This is a genomic window from Psychroserpens jangbogonensis (assembly GCF_000797465.1).
In the GTDB taxonomy this organism is placed as follows: domain Bacteria; phylum Bacteroidota; class Bacteroidia; order Flavobacteriales; family Flavobacteriaceae; genus Psychroserpens; species Psychroserpens jangbogonensis.
Genome location: NZ_JSWG01000007.1, coordinates 84,621 through 99,851 on the forward strand (window position 1 = coordinate 84,621; position 15,231 = coordinate 99,851).

Consider the following 15,231-nt stretch of genomic DNA (forward strand, 5'->3'; position numbering starts at 1 on the left):
CTTAAATGTTTACCAAAGTGTTTATGTGTGATTTCGGTTTGCTGAGTCTAAGATAGCAAATTAACAGATACCTATTGTTCTATAGAAAGGTTTTTCCGAAATGAAAATTAGACACAAAAATCTATGCACATTGTTTAGCAATGTGTTTTAGATTTATAAATTTTCCTTTTCAGCTTTTTTCCAAAAATAAACAGCAAAAATGGTTGTTATAATCGGAATCATAAATCCGTATTCATCAATCCAAAATTCAGTACTACCATTTGAAATGGTCAAAGGAGTACATATTTTTTGAATATAAATGTTATGAACAGAGTGATACATAGCAGCTGGCCATAAACTTTTGGACTTAAAAGTGTAATAAGCCAAAATCACAGAAATTCCAATTATCATAATAGTAAAAGCAGTCAGATGTAATAAAAGGTTTTCACCTCGACCGTACATTAAATTTATTATAGGGAAATGATAGACAGCCCAAATTAATCCGCTTACAATTGCGACCGATTTAAATGACATCACTTTTCTCAACTCAAAAATTAAAAATCCACGCCATCCAATTTCTTCACCCAAGGTAGAACCTAAATTTTTGACGACACCAACAGTTAATAATAGAAATATCATAACTATCATAACAATTGTTTGATTAGAATTATCTATCCCTAATTCATTACTCCATTGCAAGATTCTTTCAGAATTTATTAAATCTCCAAATCCAAATAACCAAATAAAAGCATAAGCAATCGAAACATAAAGTATGGGAGTAATGTAAGAGAGTTTTAAGTATCTCAGTTCTTTTAGGTTCCAGGGTAAACTTGAAATAGGTCTCTTCCTAATTTTTAGCGTAATGAATGATGCCAAAGCTGGTGATAACATCAATGCACCAACATAAATACTAGTTGGATTTAATTTTAATATTGCATAGTATGCTATTGAACTTAGAACTGTAAGAAGTATTAAAAATAGAATGATAGTTTTCCACACTTCTCTATTTTCTGATAAAGTTTTTGACATTTATTTATTATAGTTAGTTTTAATGAAGACGGAAGACAGAAAGTTTTGTTACATTATTCCTACATTTTCACGTATGATTTGTGCGACCTTGAATTCTCAGGATTTTTGGTTGTAGTACATCAGATGATTAAATATATAAATATAAATTGAAGTAGGAGTTTAGCATTACTAATACACGTTGTTGTACACTGTTATTCTTTTATGTAATTCCAAATTTCACCACCTTGCTCAAAAACCATTTGTTTTTCATCATCAGAGAAAGTAAATGATATTGACTCGGCATACATTTGCTCCAAAACAAACCTGTTGTTTCCTTTGTATACTAATGGTTCTTTAAATTCACTTTTTATAAAATTAACTAAAACATTCTTATCTTGAATAAAAACAGATTTGTCATTAGGGTCTTTTTGAGAAATATAAACTCCTACAAATTTTTCAACTTCAATTTCTGATATTTCTACAGGAGCATCATTTAAATATAACTTGAGAATCTCTGTGTAAATCTCATTAATATCGATTTTAGAACCGTTTGAGAGTAATGTAAAAGATAATTTCTCTTTAGAAAAATAAATTGAAGTCGCTCTAAATTCATCAATACGCCCACGATGCCCAAATCCCTGTCTGTCATTTGTTGTATACCGAAAAAGTCCCATTCCATATCTGTCTTTTATGGTTTTCATTAATGTAAGGCTTTCTGTTGAGAGCACTTTACCAGTAAGCAAGCCTTCAAAAAAACTATTTAAATTTTTTGAAGTTGAAACAATTGAGCCAGTTCCTTTTGCGGTAGTCAAATCTGTTTCAGGAAATTCAATCCATTTTTCCTCATAGTTGTATGAGTATGATTCATTATCATTTGTATTTATTTCCTTTCCTGAGTATGTGTTGTTTAATTTAAGTGGCTTACAAATTTTCTCTTGTAGAAGCGTTTTATAAGAAGTGTTATAGGCTTTCTCAAGTATTAGTGCTAATAAAAAATAATTGGAATTACTATATTCTCCTTTACTATTTGGTTCAAAGTCGCTTTCATATTTTGATATTTTAGATAGCATTTCTGTAGATGATATTTTTTTGGTACGATTGTTAAAGAACCATTTATCTTTTGTAAAACTGTGAATACCACTTCTGTGTTGTAATAACTGAGCAATAGTAATTTTGTTCGCGTTTTTAACGTTCGGGAAATAGTGCTCTATAGTTTTATTTATGTCTAGTCTGTTTTCTTCAATAGCTTTAAAGACAAGCGCAGCTGTAAATGATTTAGTAACAGAACCTATGCGGTATTTGGTATCTGTTCTAGCTTGCTTTTTTGATTTAAGGTCACTAAATCCAACAGTGTTTTCATACATTGTTTTTCCGTTTTGAGATAGTATAATACTTCCCATAAATTCATCATTTTTATTGTATGTTTCTAATAGGTTGTTAATTTTAACTTGATAGTTATTAGGGATTTGTTTTGCTGTTCGTGTAGGTTTTTTGTTTTCTGTACAAGAAAATAGCAACGTGATGAATGCTACTAATAGTAAGGATTGTTTTTTCATTTTTTGATTGTATAATAATTTAAAGAAAGAATTTCTGTCACAAAATTGCATACAAACCCTAAAATAAACTTGTTCGAAAAGGATAATTATTTGTTCTAAACGTAATTAGTAAGTATTATGCATTAATTCTAATATTAACTTTACTTGAATTATTGTCCTGATTTGTAATCTATAAGAAAATTAGAAGCATAATTGTGTGCAACAAGTTCATGTATAGTTACTTGCTGTGAGGAGTACGATAGCAATGAGCTATGCACAATGTTAGGCACTGAATTTTATTAATTTCTCAGTTGAAAAATGATATCCATAGTTTCAATATTTGGAGCTTCAACAATTTCATAGGCTTCAGGAATGCTTTTTGCTAAATCAGATTCTCTATAGGCATTTAGTGATTCCTGTGATTCCCAAATGTAGATTCCACCATATTGACCAGACCGATCAGTTTTTACATAGTATTTTTGCAAAAGCCCTGGAATATCTATAAATTGAAGTTCTCGATCCTTTGCCTTGATTAATAGTTCTTCTTCTGGAAGGTTAGATTTCAGTTTGATAATCTGTAATATCATAAGGTTTGGTTTTTAATATTTAGAATTATTAAATTATTGAATGGGATTTTTTATAAATCATGTTATTAATACATGTAAACTATTGATTTTAAAACAGTTCATAGTAAGCTACTAGTTTTATTTCGCTGGCAAATGTTTTTCTAAAAAATCATATACCAAATCAAAATGTTTCAATGGTTCTATATGTCCACCGTTCAATATTATATGTTCGTTAAAATGTTTAAACTTTTTATTTTTTAACCTTTCGATTATTTGGTTTGACATAGATGTTGAAGGCCATTGGTCATCTTCCTTACCTGAAAGTATCAAAATAGGACCATTTATGTTTTCTACATGAATTTCTGCGTTTTTAACTGCTTCTTCATCTTCAAGCATCATACTAAAAGCAGTAAATAAATCTCCTTTTAATGCTGGTGATATGGTTTTTAATGGTGCAGGTACATAAGCTACTTCATTGCCCTTGTAAGTCCAAGAAGAAGTATTTGCAGACCAAGTAATTGCAGGGAAAGTCACATTTGATGTAGATAAGGCAATGACTGCTTTGTATTGATTAAATCTGCTTGCTAAATTTAGAATTAATTCGCCTCCTTTAGAACCTCCAATCAGGGCTATTTTTGATTCATCAATTTTATTTTTTTTAGCGATATTCATTATAGTATCAGAAATTGCGTCTAATGAAATTCTGTCGAGATTTCTCGGTGTTCCGTCCGCATTGAAGTATCCGATTGCTAAAATTGCATAGCCTTTTTGAATAAGACTGTCTCTTTTACCTTTCATATGATTTCTGTGCCAATCAATTCCACCTTCTGCACCTCCAAAAGCTACAATCAAAGGTTGATTGTCAGAATCACCTAAATATAATAAGGTTTCAACAACTCCGTTTTCTTTTGGAAGTGATGGCACATAAGTAAAAATGTAGATAATTCCTGCTATAAAAATCATGGGAATTATTAGTAAAATTCTTTTTGTTCTTTTTTTCATAATAGATTTTGTGTGGTACAAAAGTAATAAGCTCGATTATGAAAAAATTTGACATATATCAAATAATTATTTTTCCGCCCGTATTCGACTCAAAGTTTCTTGAGTTATTCCTAAATAAGAAGCAACCATACCCAAAGGAATACGATGATATATATTAGAATAAGTTTTTTGAAAATGAATATATCTTTCTTTGGCAGATGTAAATCTTATAGAAGTTATACGTTCCATAAAATGACCAAAAACAGTACCCATTGATAAACGAGCGTAACGTTCCATTTCTGGAAAATTGTCAAAAAGATATACCAGATCGTTTACGTTTATAAAATATGCTTCGGTAGTTTCAATTGCGTCAATGTAGTAAATATCTTTTTCTCTTTGCATAAAGCTTTTGGGTGAGTTGACCCATTCATCTGTTCCTGAAAAATATTCACTTATTTCTTTTCCATTTTTAATGAAATAGGTTCGTAGGATACCTTTATTGATGAAATAACTTTTTGTGCATATATGCTTTGCATCTAATACAAGTTCTCCTTTTTTGAATTGTATCGGTTTAATTCGTTGTGAGAGTTCAGATTTTAGTTTTTCCGAGAGTTCAATGAATTTTTCAAAATGTGCAAGAATATTTTCGGTTGTATTGATGATGTTCAAATTTTGTATAATAATTTTATTATTGTTCCTAACGTGTTCGTGTATGACTTCGTTGTGTGAGGACTAAGTTAGCAAAAAGAAACAGCGTAGTGGGTATTCGGAAGAATTTCCATGGTAATCATTAAACATCACTAAGCAATTGAATATACATGTTGTTGTGTGTACGCACTTTTAAACGCTAATATTTTATTTTAATTACTTCTCCTTGTTCAGTGAGAGGATGAATGTCTTCAATATCATCCCAATTTTTTTTCGCACTTGGGATTTGAACACTTGCCAAATGATAAATACCATACATTTTAGAATCTATCTTAATTTTGTTTTCTTTCGCATCTAGTAAAATCCAGTAAGGAATGAAAGCCCAATCAATATTTTCAATTGTCCCAATGGTTTCAGCACTTTCTGTATCGCCTGAAATAAAAATGTTTTTATTATGCCATGTTATTAAATATGAAAAATGGTTTAAAGAAAATTTATGTTTTGTTTTAAATGCTTTAATACTGAAATCAGGAATTAAATTTTCGAGATTTTCCAATTCCGTTATATTCCAAGATCCATATTCAGTTCCTTTCTTTTCTTTTATGACTTTCTTAATATTCTTCTTTGAGTAATGGTCAGAGTGTTTGTGGGTAAAAATGAAGAATGAATCATTTTTTATACTATCTAATTCACTTTTTTTAAATTCCATATAATTATGAGCTCCAGATTTATAAGGAAAGTCAGCATATATATTGGTAGTTCCATCTGTCAAATACAAACCACAGTTACCAATAAATTTAATTTTGATCTCTTTGGATTGTGAAAAACCAAAACTTGTAATAAAAAGTAAAATTATTATAGGTAAACTTCTTCTATATCTTATATTCATTTGAATGAGTTTTCTTATTGTGGGCAACGTGTTCGTGTATGAGTTGTGCGTTGGCTAGCAACTAAATTAGTAAAAGAAAACAAACCAGTGGAAAATCCGTAGGATTTTACAAGTACATACAGAACCGGCAATTAATTATACACGTTGTTAGCACCAGTTTCTACTTTTTTTCTTCACGCAAAATTTTCTCCATTTTACGACCTCTTGCCAATTCATCAATCAGCTTTTCCATACGTCTACATTGTTTATACAATTCAAATTCATCCTCTATTTCTTCAATTCGATAACCACAAACGACTCCTTTAATCAAGTGTGCGTTAGGATGTATTTTAGCTTTTTGAAAAAATGTTCTAAAGGTTGTTTTTTCATCAATAAGTGCTTGTAAAGCATCTTGATCAAAACCAGTGAACCATTTAATTACTTGGTTAAGTTCTTCTTTTGTTCTTCCATTCTTCTCCAACCTATTCAAGTAAAGTGGATAAATGGATGCAAATATCATATTAGCGACTTTTTCATTTTTTCCGGCTGTAACTTTCATTTTTATATGATTTTGAATTGATTGGTGCCAACATGTTCGTGTATGGTTTCGTTGCGTGAGAACTAAGATAGCAAATAAACAGAAACCTATTGTTCAGAAGCGATAGAAATTCCGATAGGAATTTCCGAGTACACACAAACCAAGAAATTTATTATACACGTTGTTATGAACTTTTTTTACTTCTCAGTATTCTTGTAATACGGTTAATAACGATTTCTGATAAATTCCAATTGTATCCATCAAAATTAGTTGTATTCATAAATTGAATAACAACGGTATCAATGTCTTTGTGGTATTCAGCAAGACTCTGATAGCCAAGAACTAGACCTCCATGTTCATATTCATAAATGGAAGAATAGATTTCCTGTTCACCTTCATTAAAAACGGAACCATCGTTTAATGCCCTCAAGAATATACCCACATCCTGTGCAGTAGCAATCATTAAACCTGAATTCTCTGTCTTCATATCGGCCTCAATTCCAACGTAATATCCGCTCATTACATCATCTAGATCCACTTCAACAATCGAACCGAATGTATTGTTGAGTTCGAGTGGTATCAAGATTTCTTCTTTAATATATTGTTGATGACTATAACCCACAACCTTATCAATGAGGTCAGAAATCAACATATAATTAGTATTTGAATAGCCATAATCTTGACCTGGCTCAAAGTTCGCAGGTAAATCCAGTGCGTATTCAAGTGTTTCTCGTTTGTTTTCTGGTGGTTTTTCCCAATAATCAGGATGGTCTACAAAATTAGGAATGCCACTGCGATGTTGAACCATCATTCGCAAGGTGATTTTATCAGCGTTTTCAATTCTTCCTACAAGTTCTGGAAAGTAATCAGCGAGCGTTTTATCTAGCGACAAACGACTATCTTTAACTAATTTGGTTGTAGCAACAGCAACATATAACTTGGTTATACTGGCAATCTTGAATAAGGCGTGTGGGTTGGCGGGTATTTTATTTTTTCTGTCATGCCAGCCAGCCGTATAAAATGCTGGCAGTTTGCCTTCTTCGTCCACGTAAACAATCATTCCATCAAATCCATGACCAATAGCTTCATTTACTTGTTCTTGAACTGTATCAGGGAGTGGTAAAATCCATGCCTTTACCAAAATCCATGGTACAAAGAACAAAGAGGTCATGCTTGCTGTAATAAATGCTATTCTGAGTATTCGTTTTGTTGTCATATTATTTCAGGGCGATACGTTTTTTAAATTGCTCATAACGTATTCGTGTATGATTTGTGCGACCTAGAATTCGAAGGGTTTTTTGGTTGTTGCAAATCAGATGATTAAAGATATAAATTTAAATTGAAGTAGGAGGTTAGCATTGATTATACACGCTGTTAGCTACAGTTTTGTATGTTCTTTTTTACAGAATCATAATTATTTTGTAGTTCACCACCTAGTTGGTTCATAAAGCTAAGAATACTCATTATTTCTTCTAATTCTCCTTTTTGTAAAGCATCTGCAGACTTGTTTATTTCAAGTTGAACCCTTCTTTGCAAATTATACATACTTTCAAGTTCGTAGAGACATTCATAATTGAATTCGTTTGTAACATTTAGCGTAGTCGTTGTTTTCCAGGCTATTTCTGTTAATGTTCGGATTTCTAGTTTTATCTGTGTTTTTCCTCTATAGCGATATAATCCATTAGCAAGAGTTACCGAATCTTTTGTTTTAAAAAAACCAGGATGTCTCTTTCTTTGTAATTGTAATTGCCTTGGGCTTGCAATAATTATAGAAGTTTTGCCATCATATAAATTCTTGAAATCTTTATATGCATTTAAAACTTGATGATTATTTTTTAATATAATGTCAATTTCTAATTTATTGTTTTCAACTTCTTCAGTGATTTTGCTTATTGCAATCGCCTTACTTTCATTTGTTTTTTTTGAAGAATTCCAGTTATTAAACCAAATGGCAAGATTTATACCTACAAAAAGTAATAGAAGTTCGCCAAAAATATATTTCAAATTTATTTTCCCATTTAGTTTAAAAAATCTCATATAGTATTTTTTGATAAATTGCAGCTAACGTGTTCGTGTATGATTTGTGCGACCTAGAATCCGCAGGATTTTTGGTTGTTGCTTATCAGATGATTAAAGATATAAATTTAAATTGAAGTAGGAGGTGAGCCATGATTATACACGTTGTTAGCAAATGTTGTTTTAATTCAGTAATGCGTTTCATTCTATGTTATATCCGACCACTTTTATTTCTTCGTTTTCATTTTTGACCAGTGTGATTTTTTGTTTTGCTTTGCCTTTTTCAAATTCACTATTATAGTTCATATTGTAAAATCCTTGTTCAATTGCATCTTCTGAAACCATAGTATTCCAATCGGATAATTCCGTGCTTTTTAGTTCTCCAAGTTTGTTTTCAGTTGATTCAAATATTTTTACCAAATCTTCTTTGGAATAGACTTTATAGAATTCCTCTCCAAAAAGTGTAGTTGCTTTTTCAAAGTCAGATTGCTTTATAAATCCAAAAAGTTCAGCTGTTACTTTTTCTGCATCTTGTCGATCAGATTCTCGATTTTTATATTCGTTACTAAAGTTACAACTTGCAGCAAAAATTGGAATCATTAAAATTAGTAAAAATCTTTTCATTATTTGGTTTTTAATATTTACTAACGTGTTAGTGTATGGTTTCGTAGTGTTTGGTACTAAGATAGCAAAATGGGAAGAACGTGCGGTAAATCCGCTAGGATTTCTTGACAAACCCCTAACTGACTTAACTATGAATTATACACGTTTTTACCAACTGTTTTTTTTCTAAAGTTCAGTTTATTCGTTCCCATTATTAAAAGCCATAAACAAATTCCGAATTCTCCAAGAGTTGCAGGATATGCTACAATTTGGGAAATAATCGTTTTATTAAAATCTGAGTATAGGAAACCTCCAAAAAATATTATCAAATAACCAAAGCAGCCAGCCATTAAAAGTATTCCTAGAAGTTTTGGTAGAAAGCCTGATTTATAAACTAAATATCCAAACGGAAATAACCAAAGACCCCAGAAAATTTGTGAGATTTGAATTCCGTTGTTATAACTATCAATATAAAACATTACTTGGGTTTGAAGTTCGGTTTCACCTAGTTTTTCTAAATACTCAGTCTTATAAATAGTGTTAGAACTGAAAACTTATTCAAGATAATTACGAAATAAATTGTCACACTTATCAATGAAAATATTACCATAAGATTAGCGTGGAATTTGTTTACTCTGTGTAAAAGTTTGTATAAAACTAATGGCAGAAAAATGTGAATTAGAAAAGTTATTATGCCACTAACTATTCCTAATCGAAACAAGAATTCAGAATTTGTTATGTTTTCAAATGTTTTTGATGGGCTTTCCCTAACAATTAACTGGGAAGGAATATATGCAAGGCTAATTATTCCAGCTATTATTAGTATTAAATATAGTATTCCGGCTACTCTAGCAGTCTTATTTCTTGATGTCATAGTTATCTGTTTGAATTTGTTATCCCTTTGGCCATTTCCAAGCATACCATACAATTAAAGCAGTAATAATACTTTCTAAAAATGCTAAAAACACATAAAATAAGTACCATTCGTTAGTTGAATAAACACCTATAATAATCATCATTAGTGTAAATAAAGTTCCAAATATGATATTGAGAATTCGGTTTAATTTTGGTTTAAGGATAATTGATGCTGCAACCATCACTGAAGAAATTGCCAAAATCATTGATGCTATTAGTAATTTGGTTGGACTGTCCAAATTATTTTCGCCTGTAATTAAACTGTTTACTTTATCTGGTGTATACAGCTCAAAGTAGTCTCCATATAAATAACATAAGGTTACAGAAGTCCACAATGCGGCAAGTTTGATTTTGATGTTTACTTTTGAATTTTCTAACATTTGAGTTTGATTATAATTAGTTCAGCATTAAGACCATTTAATTAAGGTTTGGTTTAATCGAATTATATTTATTTTCTAATAGTTGCTAACGTGTTCGTGTATGGTTTGTTACATTGGCAAGAACTAAGTTAATAAAAGAAACCTAGCCTATAGAAAATTCAACAGGAATTTTCCGAGTATGCAACGACCATAGCAATTAATCATACACGTTGTTAGGCACTGCTATTTTATCAATTCCATTACTTTATTGGTAATCCTGTCACATCGGCTCGAGCCAAATTCAAAAATATTTTTATCATTCGCTACTTCATAGAGTTTTTCTTTTAGCATTTCTTTCGACCTGTGAACACGCACTTTTACATTCGCAATAGTTAAATCTAAAGCAATAGAAATTTCTTTTAGACTCATTTCTTCTACTTCTTTCATAATATAAACAGTTTTATATTTGATGTCTAAACTGTCAATAGCATTTTCCAAAACTTGTTTTGCTTCATTCCGTATCATCTTGTCCTGTGGATTTAATTGTTTGCTATCAGGAATTTCTAAAATTGTGTTACTCTTTAAATTATTATATTGTTCATTTAAGTGATATAACTTTCCTTTTTCTTTTAAACTTGCCAGAGATTCGTTTATTCCAATGCGAATAAGCCAAGTAGAAAAAGTAGATTCTAATTTAAACTGATATAGTTTAGTAAAGGCTTTAATATAACTGTCTTGCATTATATCTTCAATTTCGGCATAATCTTTTATATAACTTCTAACAACTCTATATAGTTTTTGATTATTCCTTTTTACCAAAATTTCATAAAGTTCTTTTTCGCCTCTTAAAATGCGCTTTATGACTTCACTCTCTTTAATTTTATGATTATTCAAATCATTGATATTTATTGCTTCCATTTTATCGTGTCTTTTACTTTGGATAAGGAATTCAAAAAAAAGTTACAAATTTTTGTATCCTTTTTTAAAATCTGTAATCAAAAGACTTTAACAAATTTAAAATAATAAGATTATGGATTCAAATGTACAATTAGTAAAAAACATTTTAAAGTACACTTTTGGTTTAGTGCCAATAGTTGCAGGAATAGACAAGTTTACCATTATTCTAACCAATTGGAGTCAGTACATTTCAGAAGGCTTTGCAGGAATGCTTCCTTTTGAATCTACTACATTTATGATGATAGTAGGTGTTATCGAAATTGTAGTTGGTGTTCTTGTTTTAACTAAAACAAAACTTGGAGCTTATGTGGTTTCTGCATGGTTAGTGACAATATCATTGACTTTGATTTTTAGTTGGAGTTATGTAGATGTTGCTGTAAGAGATTTAGTGATGGCTATTGCTGCCTTTTGTTTAGCAAAATTGTATGAAAACAAACAAAGTAAAGCCAAAAACTAAAAGTTAATTTGTAAGTTATATTTTAAAATGATCACGTAATGTTGAACCGTTACGTGTTTTTTTAATTATACACGTTGTTGTGCACTCTATTTTATTTAGTTTTCAAATCCGTTTACTGCAAATAAACTTCCAGTGGAATTCCGTTTGGATCACGAAAGTAGAATGCATAATAAGATTCTGAATATTCAGGATATTTTTTAGGTTCACGAGTGATTTTTACATTCAGTTTATTAATCAGTTCATAAATTTTATCAACTTCCGTTTCGCTATTCAATTCAAATGCCAAATGATCTAATCCGACATTACGGACAAATTTTTCACTTTTTTCAGTTCGATCAAATCGTATATAAAGATTATGTTCGCCCTGTTTATAAGATTTCATTATTCCAAAATCTCCTTCGCTAACGTGGTCAATTTCAAATCCCATTTCGGTCAGTATTTTGTCATAAAATAATTCGGAATCATTGAACTCTTTTACGTTAAGAATTATATGTCCAATTATCGCTTTCATAGATTTTTATTGATTTGGTACATTGTGCACAACGTGTTCGTGTATGGCTTGATGCGTTGGCTGTAAGATAGCAAATAAAAACAAGCGCATTATTCAGCAGCAAGAATTTTCCATTTAGAAAATCAGAAGCAATGAATTATACAAGTTGTTGTGCTTTCGTTATTTTTTTAATTCCTTATTGATTAGTCCAACAATTATATCTATTTCCTTTAGCATATGTTCTAATCTACCTTTGGGTTCTTGTTCAGATATACTTTTCCAACGATGCACTCCCTCGTAAACCAAAATCAGTTCTTTTAAATTTTTATCAATATTAAAAAACCCTCTTAATTTAGGTTGCTTTATTAGCCTTTTGGGTAGTGTTGTTGATCCTAATTATGGATTTAAATTTTGAATTACTCCATTTTTACCATCGTCAGTGTATTCAGCACGCCTTGTAGTTAGGTTTTGTTGACGTTTTAAGTCGATTAATTTGTTTCTTATTTCTGAAGGAATTAATCCAACATCACCATTGTTCTGAAGAGATTCTATTGTGCTAGAATTGAATGTTAAAGGTGTAGAAATTACAGGAAGTTTAGAAATCTGCTCATATACTTGATTTGGTGGTAGAACATCATTATTATAAGTATTAGTATATACCTGATATTCTTTAAGGTAATTATTGAATTTTTCAATGGTTTTTTGAGCAACCATTATATCACTATTCAAATCGCCTAATAACTGCAGATAATAATCTTGTGTCTTCGCATCTAATTTTTGATTTTCGTATCAGTTATTAATTTGTAATGCAATCAAAATTCCAATAACGACAAGAAAAATTTCTCCAATGGCATATTTCAGATACTTTCCTGTTTTATTTTTACCCATAAGATCGTAACGTTTTTTTTTATAATTTTTTATCATTGTCGATATACCGTATTTTTCAATTAATTGTCTTTATTAATACATTTATATCACTTTTTGTTTGAATTAGCAATTGATTTTGCCCTTCAATTGATTTAAGTGTTGTGAATAAATCTCCAAATACAATGGAATTAGATTGAAAATTAACACTTTCTATTGTTGGTAATTGAGAATCCATATTAAGCAATGGATCTACAACTTGTTTAACAAAAATAAAAGGCATGATATCGTTTCCAAACTTTCTTGTCAAGATTTTAACCTGTTCTTGTGTTCCTCCATAAAAATCAAAACTATAATATTCAGATAATAATTTTTTTAATTTATTATTTGTAATTAAATCAATACTTTGAGAGGAAATCATATTATCAAATGAAATTTTTATAGGAATAAAAGATTCGTATGAAGATAATATTGGCATATATTCCACAAAATTATTTATTCGAACTTTCTCGTCCATAGGATTTCCCAATAAGACTAGAGCTTCATTAATAACTCGCGATTTTTCAACATTGAATTCTAAGACTTCTTCTATTTTCTTAAGGTCTTCATTTAGGTTTTTGCTGATTTCTACTAAATAATTAAGTTCTTTTTTGTGAAGTAAATTTTGATTATTCCAATTGTTAATCTGTAAAGCTATCAAAATTCCAATAACTACAAGTACAATTTCACCTATTGCATATTTCAAATACTTTCCAGTTTTATTTTTCTTCATAAGGTCGTATCGTATTTTTCTAAAGAATTTTATCATTAGTTATTGGTTGGTCATAATGAAGCACAACGGGTTTATATTTGAGTAGTAGCGAATTTATGATACTACTTTTTAGAAAGTAATTTACAAAATAAAAAGTAATAGCGACTGAATTTATAATTCAATCGCTATTACTTATACACGTTGTTGTGAGTAGTTTTTACTTCAATTTTTCTAATAAAAGTTCAGCAACTAATTCGGAAGATGCAGGATTTTGACCAGTTATTAATAAACCGTCTTCAACCGCATAAGGATTCCAATCTGCTTTTTTAGAGTAAACTCCACCATTACTTTTTAGCATATCTTCTACCAAAAATGGAACAACTGAAGTTAGTTGAACAGCTTCTTCTTCTCCGTTTGTAAATCCAGTCACTTTTTTTCCATGAACTAAAGATGTCCCATCTGCATTTTTTGTGTGTTTAAAAATAGCAGGAGCGTGACAAACAGCAGCAACAGGTTTATTGTTTTGATAAAAATCTTCTATTAAGGCAATTGAATTTTTATCTTCTGCTAAATCCCATAATGGTCCATGTCCTCCAGGATAAAATATAGCATCATAATCTACTTGATTTACAGTTTCTAACTTTACTGTTTTTGACAATATTTCTTGGGTTTCTTTATCTTTATTAAACCTAACTGTTGCGGGAGTTTGGAAATCTGGTTCATTACTTTTTGGGTCAATTGGAGGTTGTCCTCCTTTTGGAGATGTTAAAGTAATTTCAATCCCTTTATCTTTTAATAAATAATAAGGTGCTGCAAACTCTTCTATCCAAAAACCAGTTTTGAGCCCAGTACTCCCTAAATCTTCGTGACTTGTTAATACAAATAATACTTTTTTCATTGTTGTAATTTTTTCTGAGTTAGTACTTAATTTTTGTTCAATAGAATTACTTTCTTTTGTGTTCTTACCACATGAAGAAAACAAAGCTACAGCGATTACCATTATTGTTACTCTTTTCATTTGAAAATGATTTGTTTTGTAGATACAAATCTATAATGAAAAGAAGTCTTAAAAATTGATGTATCGTAAGAAATTATTTTTGAACTAACTTTTTTCTAACCCTACTTAAGGTTTCTGTCGTAACACCCAAATAAGAAGCTATATGGTAATTCTTTACACTCTGCTCAATGTTGGGATAAGTACTTATAAATGAACTATATTTTTCCTTTGTTGATTGAGACAAGTTTCCGATTATTCTTTTTTGAAACCCAGCGAAAGCTCCTTCCATTTTTTTTCTAAAGAAAGTTTCTAATCGAGGAATTTCGATATACAAGCTTTCCATATCTACTTTGGATATTCGACATACAGATGCGTCTTGAATGCAGTCAATAGTCATTATCGCTTTGGAACTTGTAAAAAAAGCCGTGTAGTCGCTTATCCACCAATCTTTAATAGCAAACTGTATAATGTGATCTTTTGCAGAGTTGTCAACAAAATAGGTCCTTAAACAACCGCTATTAATAAAGTATTGATGATTCACGGTCTTGCCTGCATTTAAGAGTGTATCCCCTTTTTTTAAAGTGAGTTTTTCAAATTTACTTTCAATCTGAGTAATTTCTTTTTGTGAAAAAGAAATGTCTTTAAAAATACCTGATATCATTGATTTCTGGATGTTCATTTAAATGTCTTGTCCTGAAA

Annotated in this window: 20 protein-coding genes and 1 pseudogene; 1 reads left to right on the forward strand and 20 read right to left on the reverse strand. The window is 30.2% G+C overall.

Annotated elements, in window-relative coordinates:
* Nucleotides 1-153: 153 nt before the first annotated feature.
* The 14 genes from RH81_RS05670 to RH81_RS05730 form a co-directional block, all read right to left on the reverse strand.
* Entirely contained in the window at nucleotides 154-1,008 is an 855-nt protein-coding gene (locus RH81_RS05670) for a CPBP family intramembrane glutamic endopeptidase (RefSeq protein WP_033958908.1), read from the reverse strand.
* Nucleotides 1,009-1,199: 191 nt separating this feature from the next.
* A complete protein-coding gene (locus tag RH81_RS05675) occupies nucleotides 1,200-2,543 on the reverse strand; it encodes a serine hydrolase domain-containing protein (protein ID WP_033958941.1) in 1,344 nt (447 codons plus the stop codon).
* 278 nt (nucleotides 2,544-2,821) lie between these two features.
* Nucleotides 2,822-3,109, reverse strand: a complete 288-nt coding sequence (locus RH81_RS05680; protein ID WP_033958910.1) for a YdhR family protein — start codon at nucleotides 3,107-3,109, stop codon at nucleotides 2,822-2,824.
* A 117-nt stretch (nucleotides 3,110-3,226) separates the two neighbouring features.
* Nucleotides 3,227-4,090 carry an alpha/beta hydrolase family protein gene (locus RH81_RS05685; RefSeq protein WP_033958911.1) on the reverse strand — a complete coding sequence of 288 codons (864 nt, stop codon included), beginning with the start codon at nucleotides 4,088-4,090 and terminating at the stop codon, nucleotides 3,227-3,229.
* A gap of 66 nt (nucleotides 4,091-4,156) precedes the next feature.
* Complete coding sequence (locus tag RH81_RS05690) at nucleotides 4,157-4,738, reverse strand: Crp/Fnr family transcriptional regulator (protein ID WP_033958912.1); 582 nt, start codon at nucleotides 4,736-4,738, stop codon at nucleotides 4,157-4,159.
* A 178-nt stretch (nucleotides 4,739-4,916) separates the two neighbouring features.
* Complete coding sequence (locus RH81_RS05695) at nucleotides 4,917-5,606, reverse strand: MBL fold metallo-hydrolase (protein ID WP_033958914.1); 690 nt, start codon at nucleotides 5,604-5,606, stop codon at nucleotides 4,917-4,919.
* A 160-nt stretch (nucleotides 5,607-5,766) separates the two neighbouring features.
* Nucleotides 5,767-6,144: a DUF2200 domain-containing protein gene (locus RH81_RS05700; RefSeq protein WP_033958916.1), complete on the reverse strand. Its 378-nt coding sequence runs from the start codon at nucleotides 6,142-6,144 to the stop codon at nucleotides 5,767-5,769.
* Nucleotides 6,145-6,307: 163 nt separating this feature from the next.
* Nucleotides 6,308-7,339 carry a serine hydrolase domain-containing protein gene (locus RH81_RS05705; protein ID WP_033958918.1) on the reverse strand — a complete coding sequence of 344 codons (1,032 nt, stop codon included), beginning with the start codon at nucleotides 7,337-7,339 and terminating at the stop codon, nucleotides 6,308-6,310.
* Between the two features lie 158 nt (nucleotides 7,340-7,497).
* On the reverse strand, nucleotides 7,498-8,160 hold the full coding sequence (locus RH81_RS05710; protein ID WP_033958919.1) for a hypothetical protein: 663 nt from the start codon (nucleotides 8,158-8,160) through the stop codon (nucleotides 7,498-7,500).
* A 180-nt stretch (nucleotides 8,161-8,340) separates the two neighbouring features.
* On the reverse strand, nucleotides 8,341-8,763 hold the full coding sequence (locus RH81_RS05715) for a DUF4019 domain-containing protein (protein WP_033958921.1): 423 nt from the start codon (nucleotides 8,761-8,763) through the stop codon (nucleotides 8,341-8,343).
* Nucleotides 8,764-8,891: 128 nt separating this feature from the next.
* Nucleotides 8,892-9,221 (reverse strand): DUF4386 domain-containing protein, encoded by a 330-nt coding sequence (locus RH81_RS17295; RefSeq protein WP_277619906.1) that lies wholly within the window; start codon nucleotides 9,219-9,221, stop codon nucleotides 8,892-8,894.
* 35 nt (nucleotides 9,222-9,256) lie between these two features.
* On the reverse strand, nucleotides 9,257-9,661 hold the full coding sequence (locus RH81_RS17300) for a DUF4386 domain-containing protein (RefSeq protein WP_338152375.1): 405 nt from the start codon (nucleotides 9,659-9,661) through the stop codon (nucleotides 9,257-9,259).
* On the reverse strand, nucleotides 9,636-10,037 hold the full coding sequence (locus tag RH81_RS05725; RefSeq protein WP_033958924.1) for a DUF6326 family protein: 402 nt from the start codon (nucleotides 10,035-10,037) through the stop codon (nucleotides 9,636-9,638). The genes RH81_RS17300 and RH81_RS05725 overlap by 26 nt, the downstream gene beginning before the upstream one ends.
* A 222-nt stretch (nucleotides 10,038-10,259) precedes the next feature.
* On the reverse strand, nucleotides 10,260-10,934 hold the full coding sequence (locus RH81_RS05730) for an RNA polymerase sigma factor (RefSeq protein WP_033958926.1): 675 nt from the start codon (nucleotides 10,932-10,934) through the stop codon (nucleotides 10,260-10,262).
* A 112-nt stretch (nucleotides 10,935-11,046) separates the two neighbouring features.
* Between RH81_RS05730 and RH81_RS05735 the strand changes: the two genes are divergently transcribed.
* Nucleotides 11,047-11,430, forward strand: a complete 384-nt coding sequence (locus tag RH81_RS05735) for a hypothetical protein (RefSeq protein WP_033958927.1) — start codon at nucleotides 11,047-11,049, stop codon at nucleotides 11,428-11,430.
* Nucleotides 11,431-11,542: 112 nt separating this feature from the next.
* On the opposite strand, the gene RH81_RS16385 is transcribed toward RH81_RS05735, so the two are convergent.
* From RH81_RS16385 to RH81_RS05760, 6 genes and pseudogenes are all read right to left on the reverse strand, one after another.
* A complete protein-coding gene (locus RH81_RS16385; RefSeq protein ID WP_052172435.1) occupies nucleotides 11,543-11,941 on the reverse strand; it encodes a VOC family protein in 399 nt (132 codons plus the stop codon).
* Between the two features lie 375 nt (nucleotides 11,942-12,316).
* The gene (locus RH81_RS05745) at nucleotides 12,317-12,649 is read right to left on the reverse strand and encodes a hypothetical protein (protein WP_152604793.1); all 333 of its coding nucleotides are present in this window, start codon (nucleotides 12,647-12,649) and stop codon (nucleotides 12,317-12,319) included.
* 63 nt (nucleotides 12,650-12,712) lie between these two features.
* Nucleotides 12,713-12,808 (reverse strand): annotated as a pseudogene (locus RH81_RS17395) (DUF6090 family protein); the annotation flags it as partial.
* 55 nt (nucleotides 12,809-12,863) lie between these two features.
* Nucleotides 12,864-13,556 carry a DUF6090 family protein gene (locus RH81_RS17130; protein ID WP_052172436.1) on the reverse strand — a complete coding sequence of 231 codons (693 nt, stop codon included), beginning with the start codon at nucleotides 13,554-13,556 and terminating at the stop codon, nucleotides 12,864-12,866.
* 196 nt (nucleotides 13,557-13,752) lie between these two features.
* Nucleotides 13,753-14,553, reverse strand: coding sequence for a type 1 glutamine amidotransferase domain-containing protein (locus RH81_RS05755; RefSeq protein WP_081988236.1), 801 nt, complete (start codon nucleotides 14,551-14,553; stop codon nucleotides 13,753-13,755).
* Nucleotides 14,554-14,626: 73 nt separating this feature from the next.
* Complete coding sequence (locus tag RH81_RS05760; protein WP_033958931.1) at nucleotides 14,627-15,211, reverse strand: Crp/Fnr family transcriptional regulator; 585 nt, start codon at nucleotides 15,209-15,211, stop codon at nucleotides 14,627-14,629.
* Nucleotides 15,212-15,231: the final 20 nt, after the last annotated feature.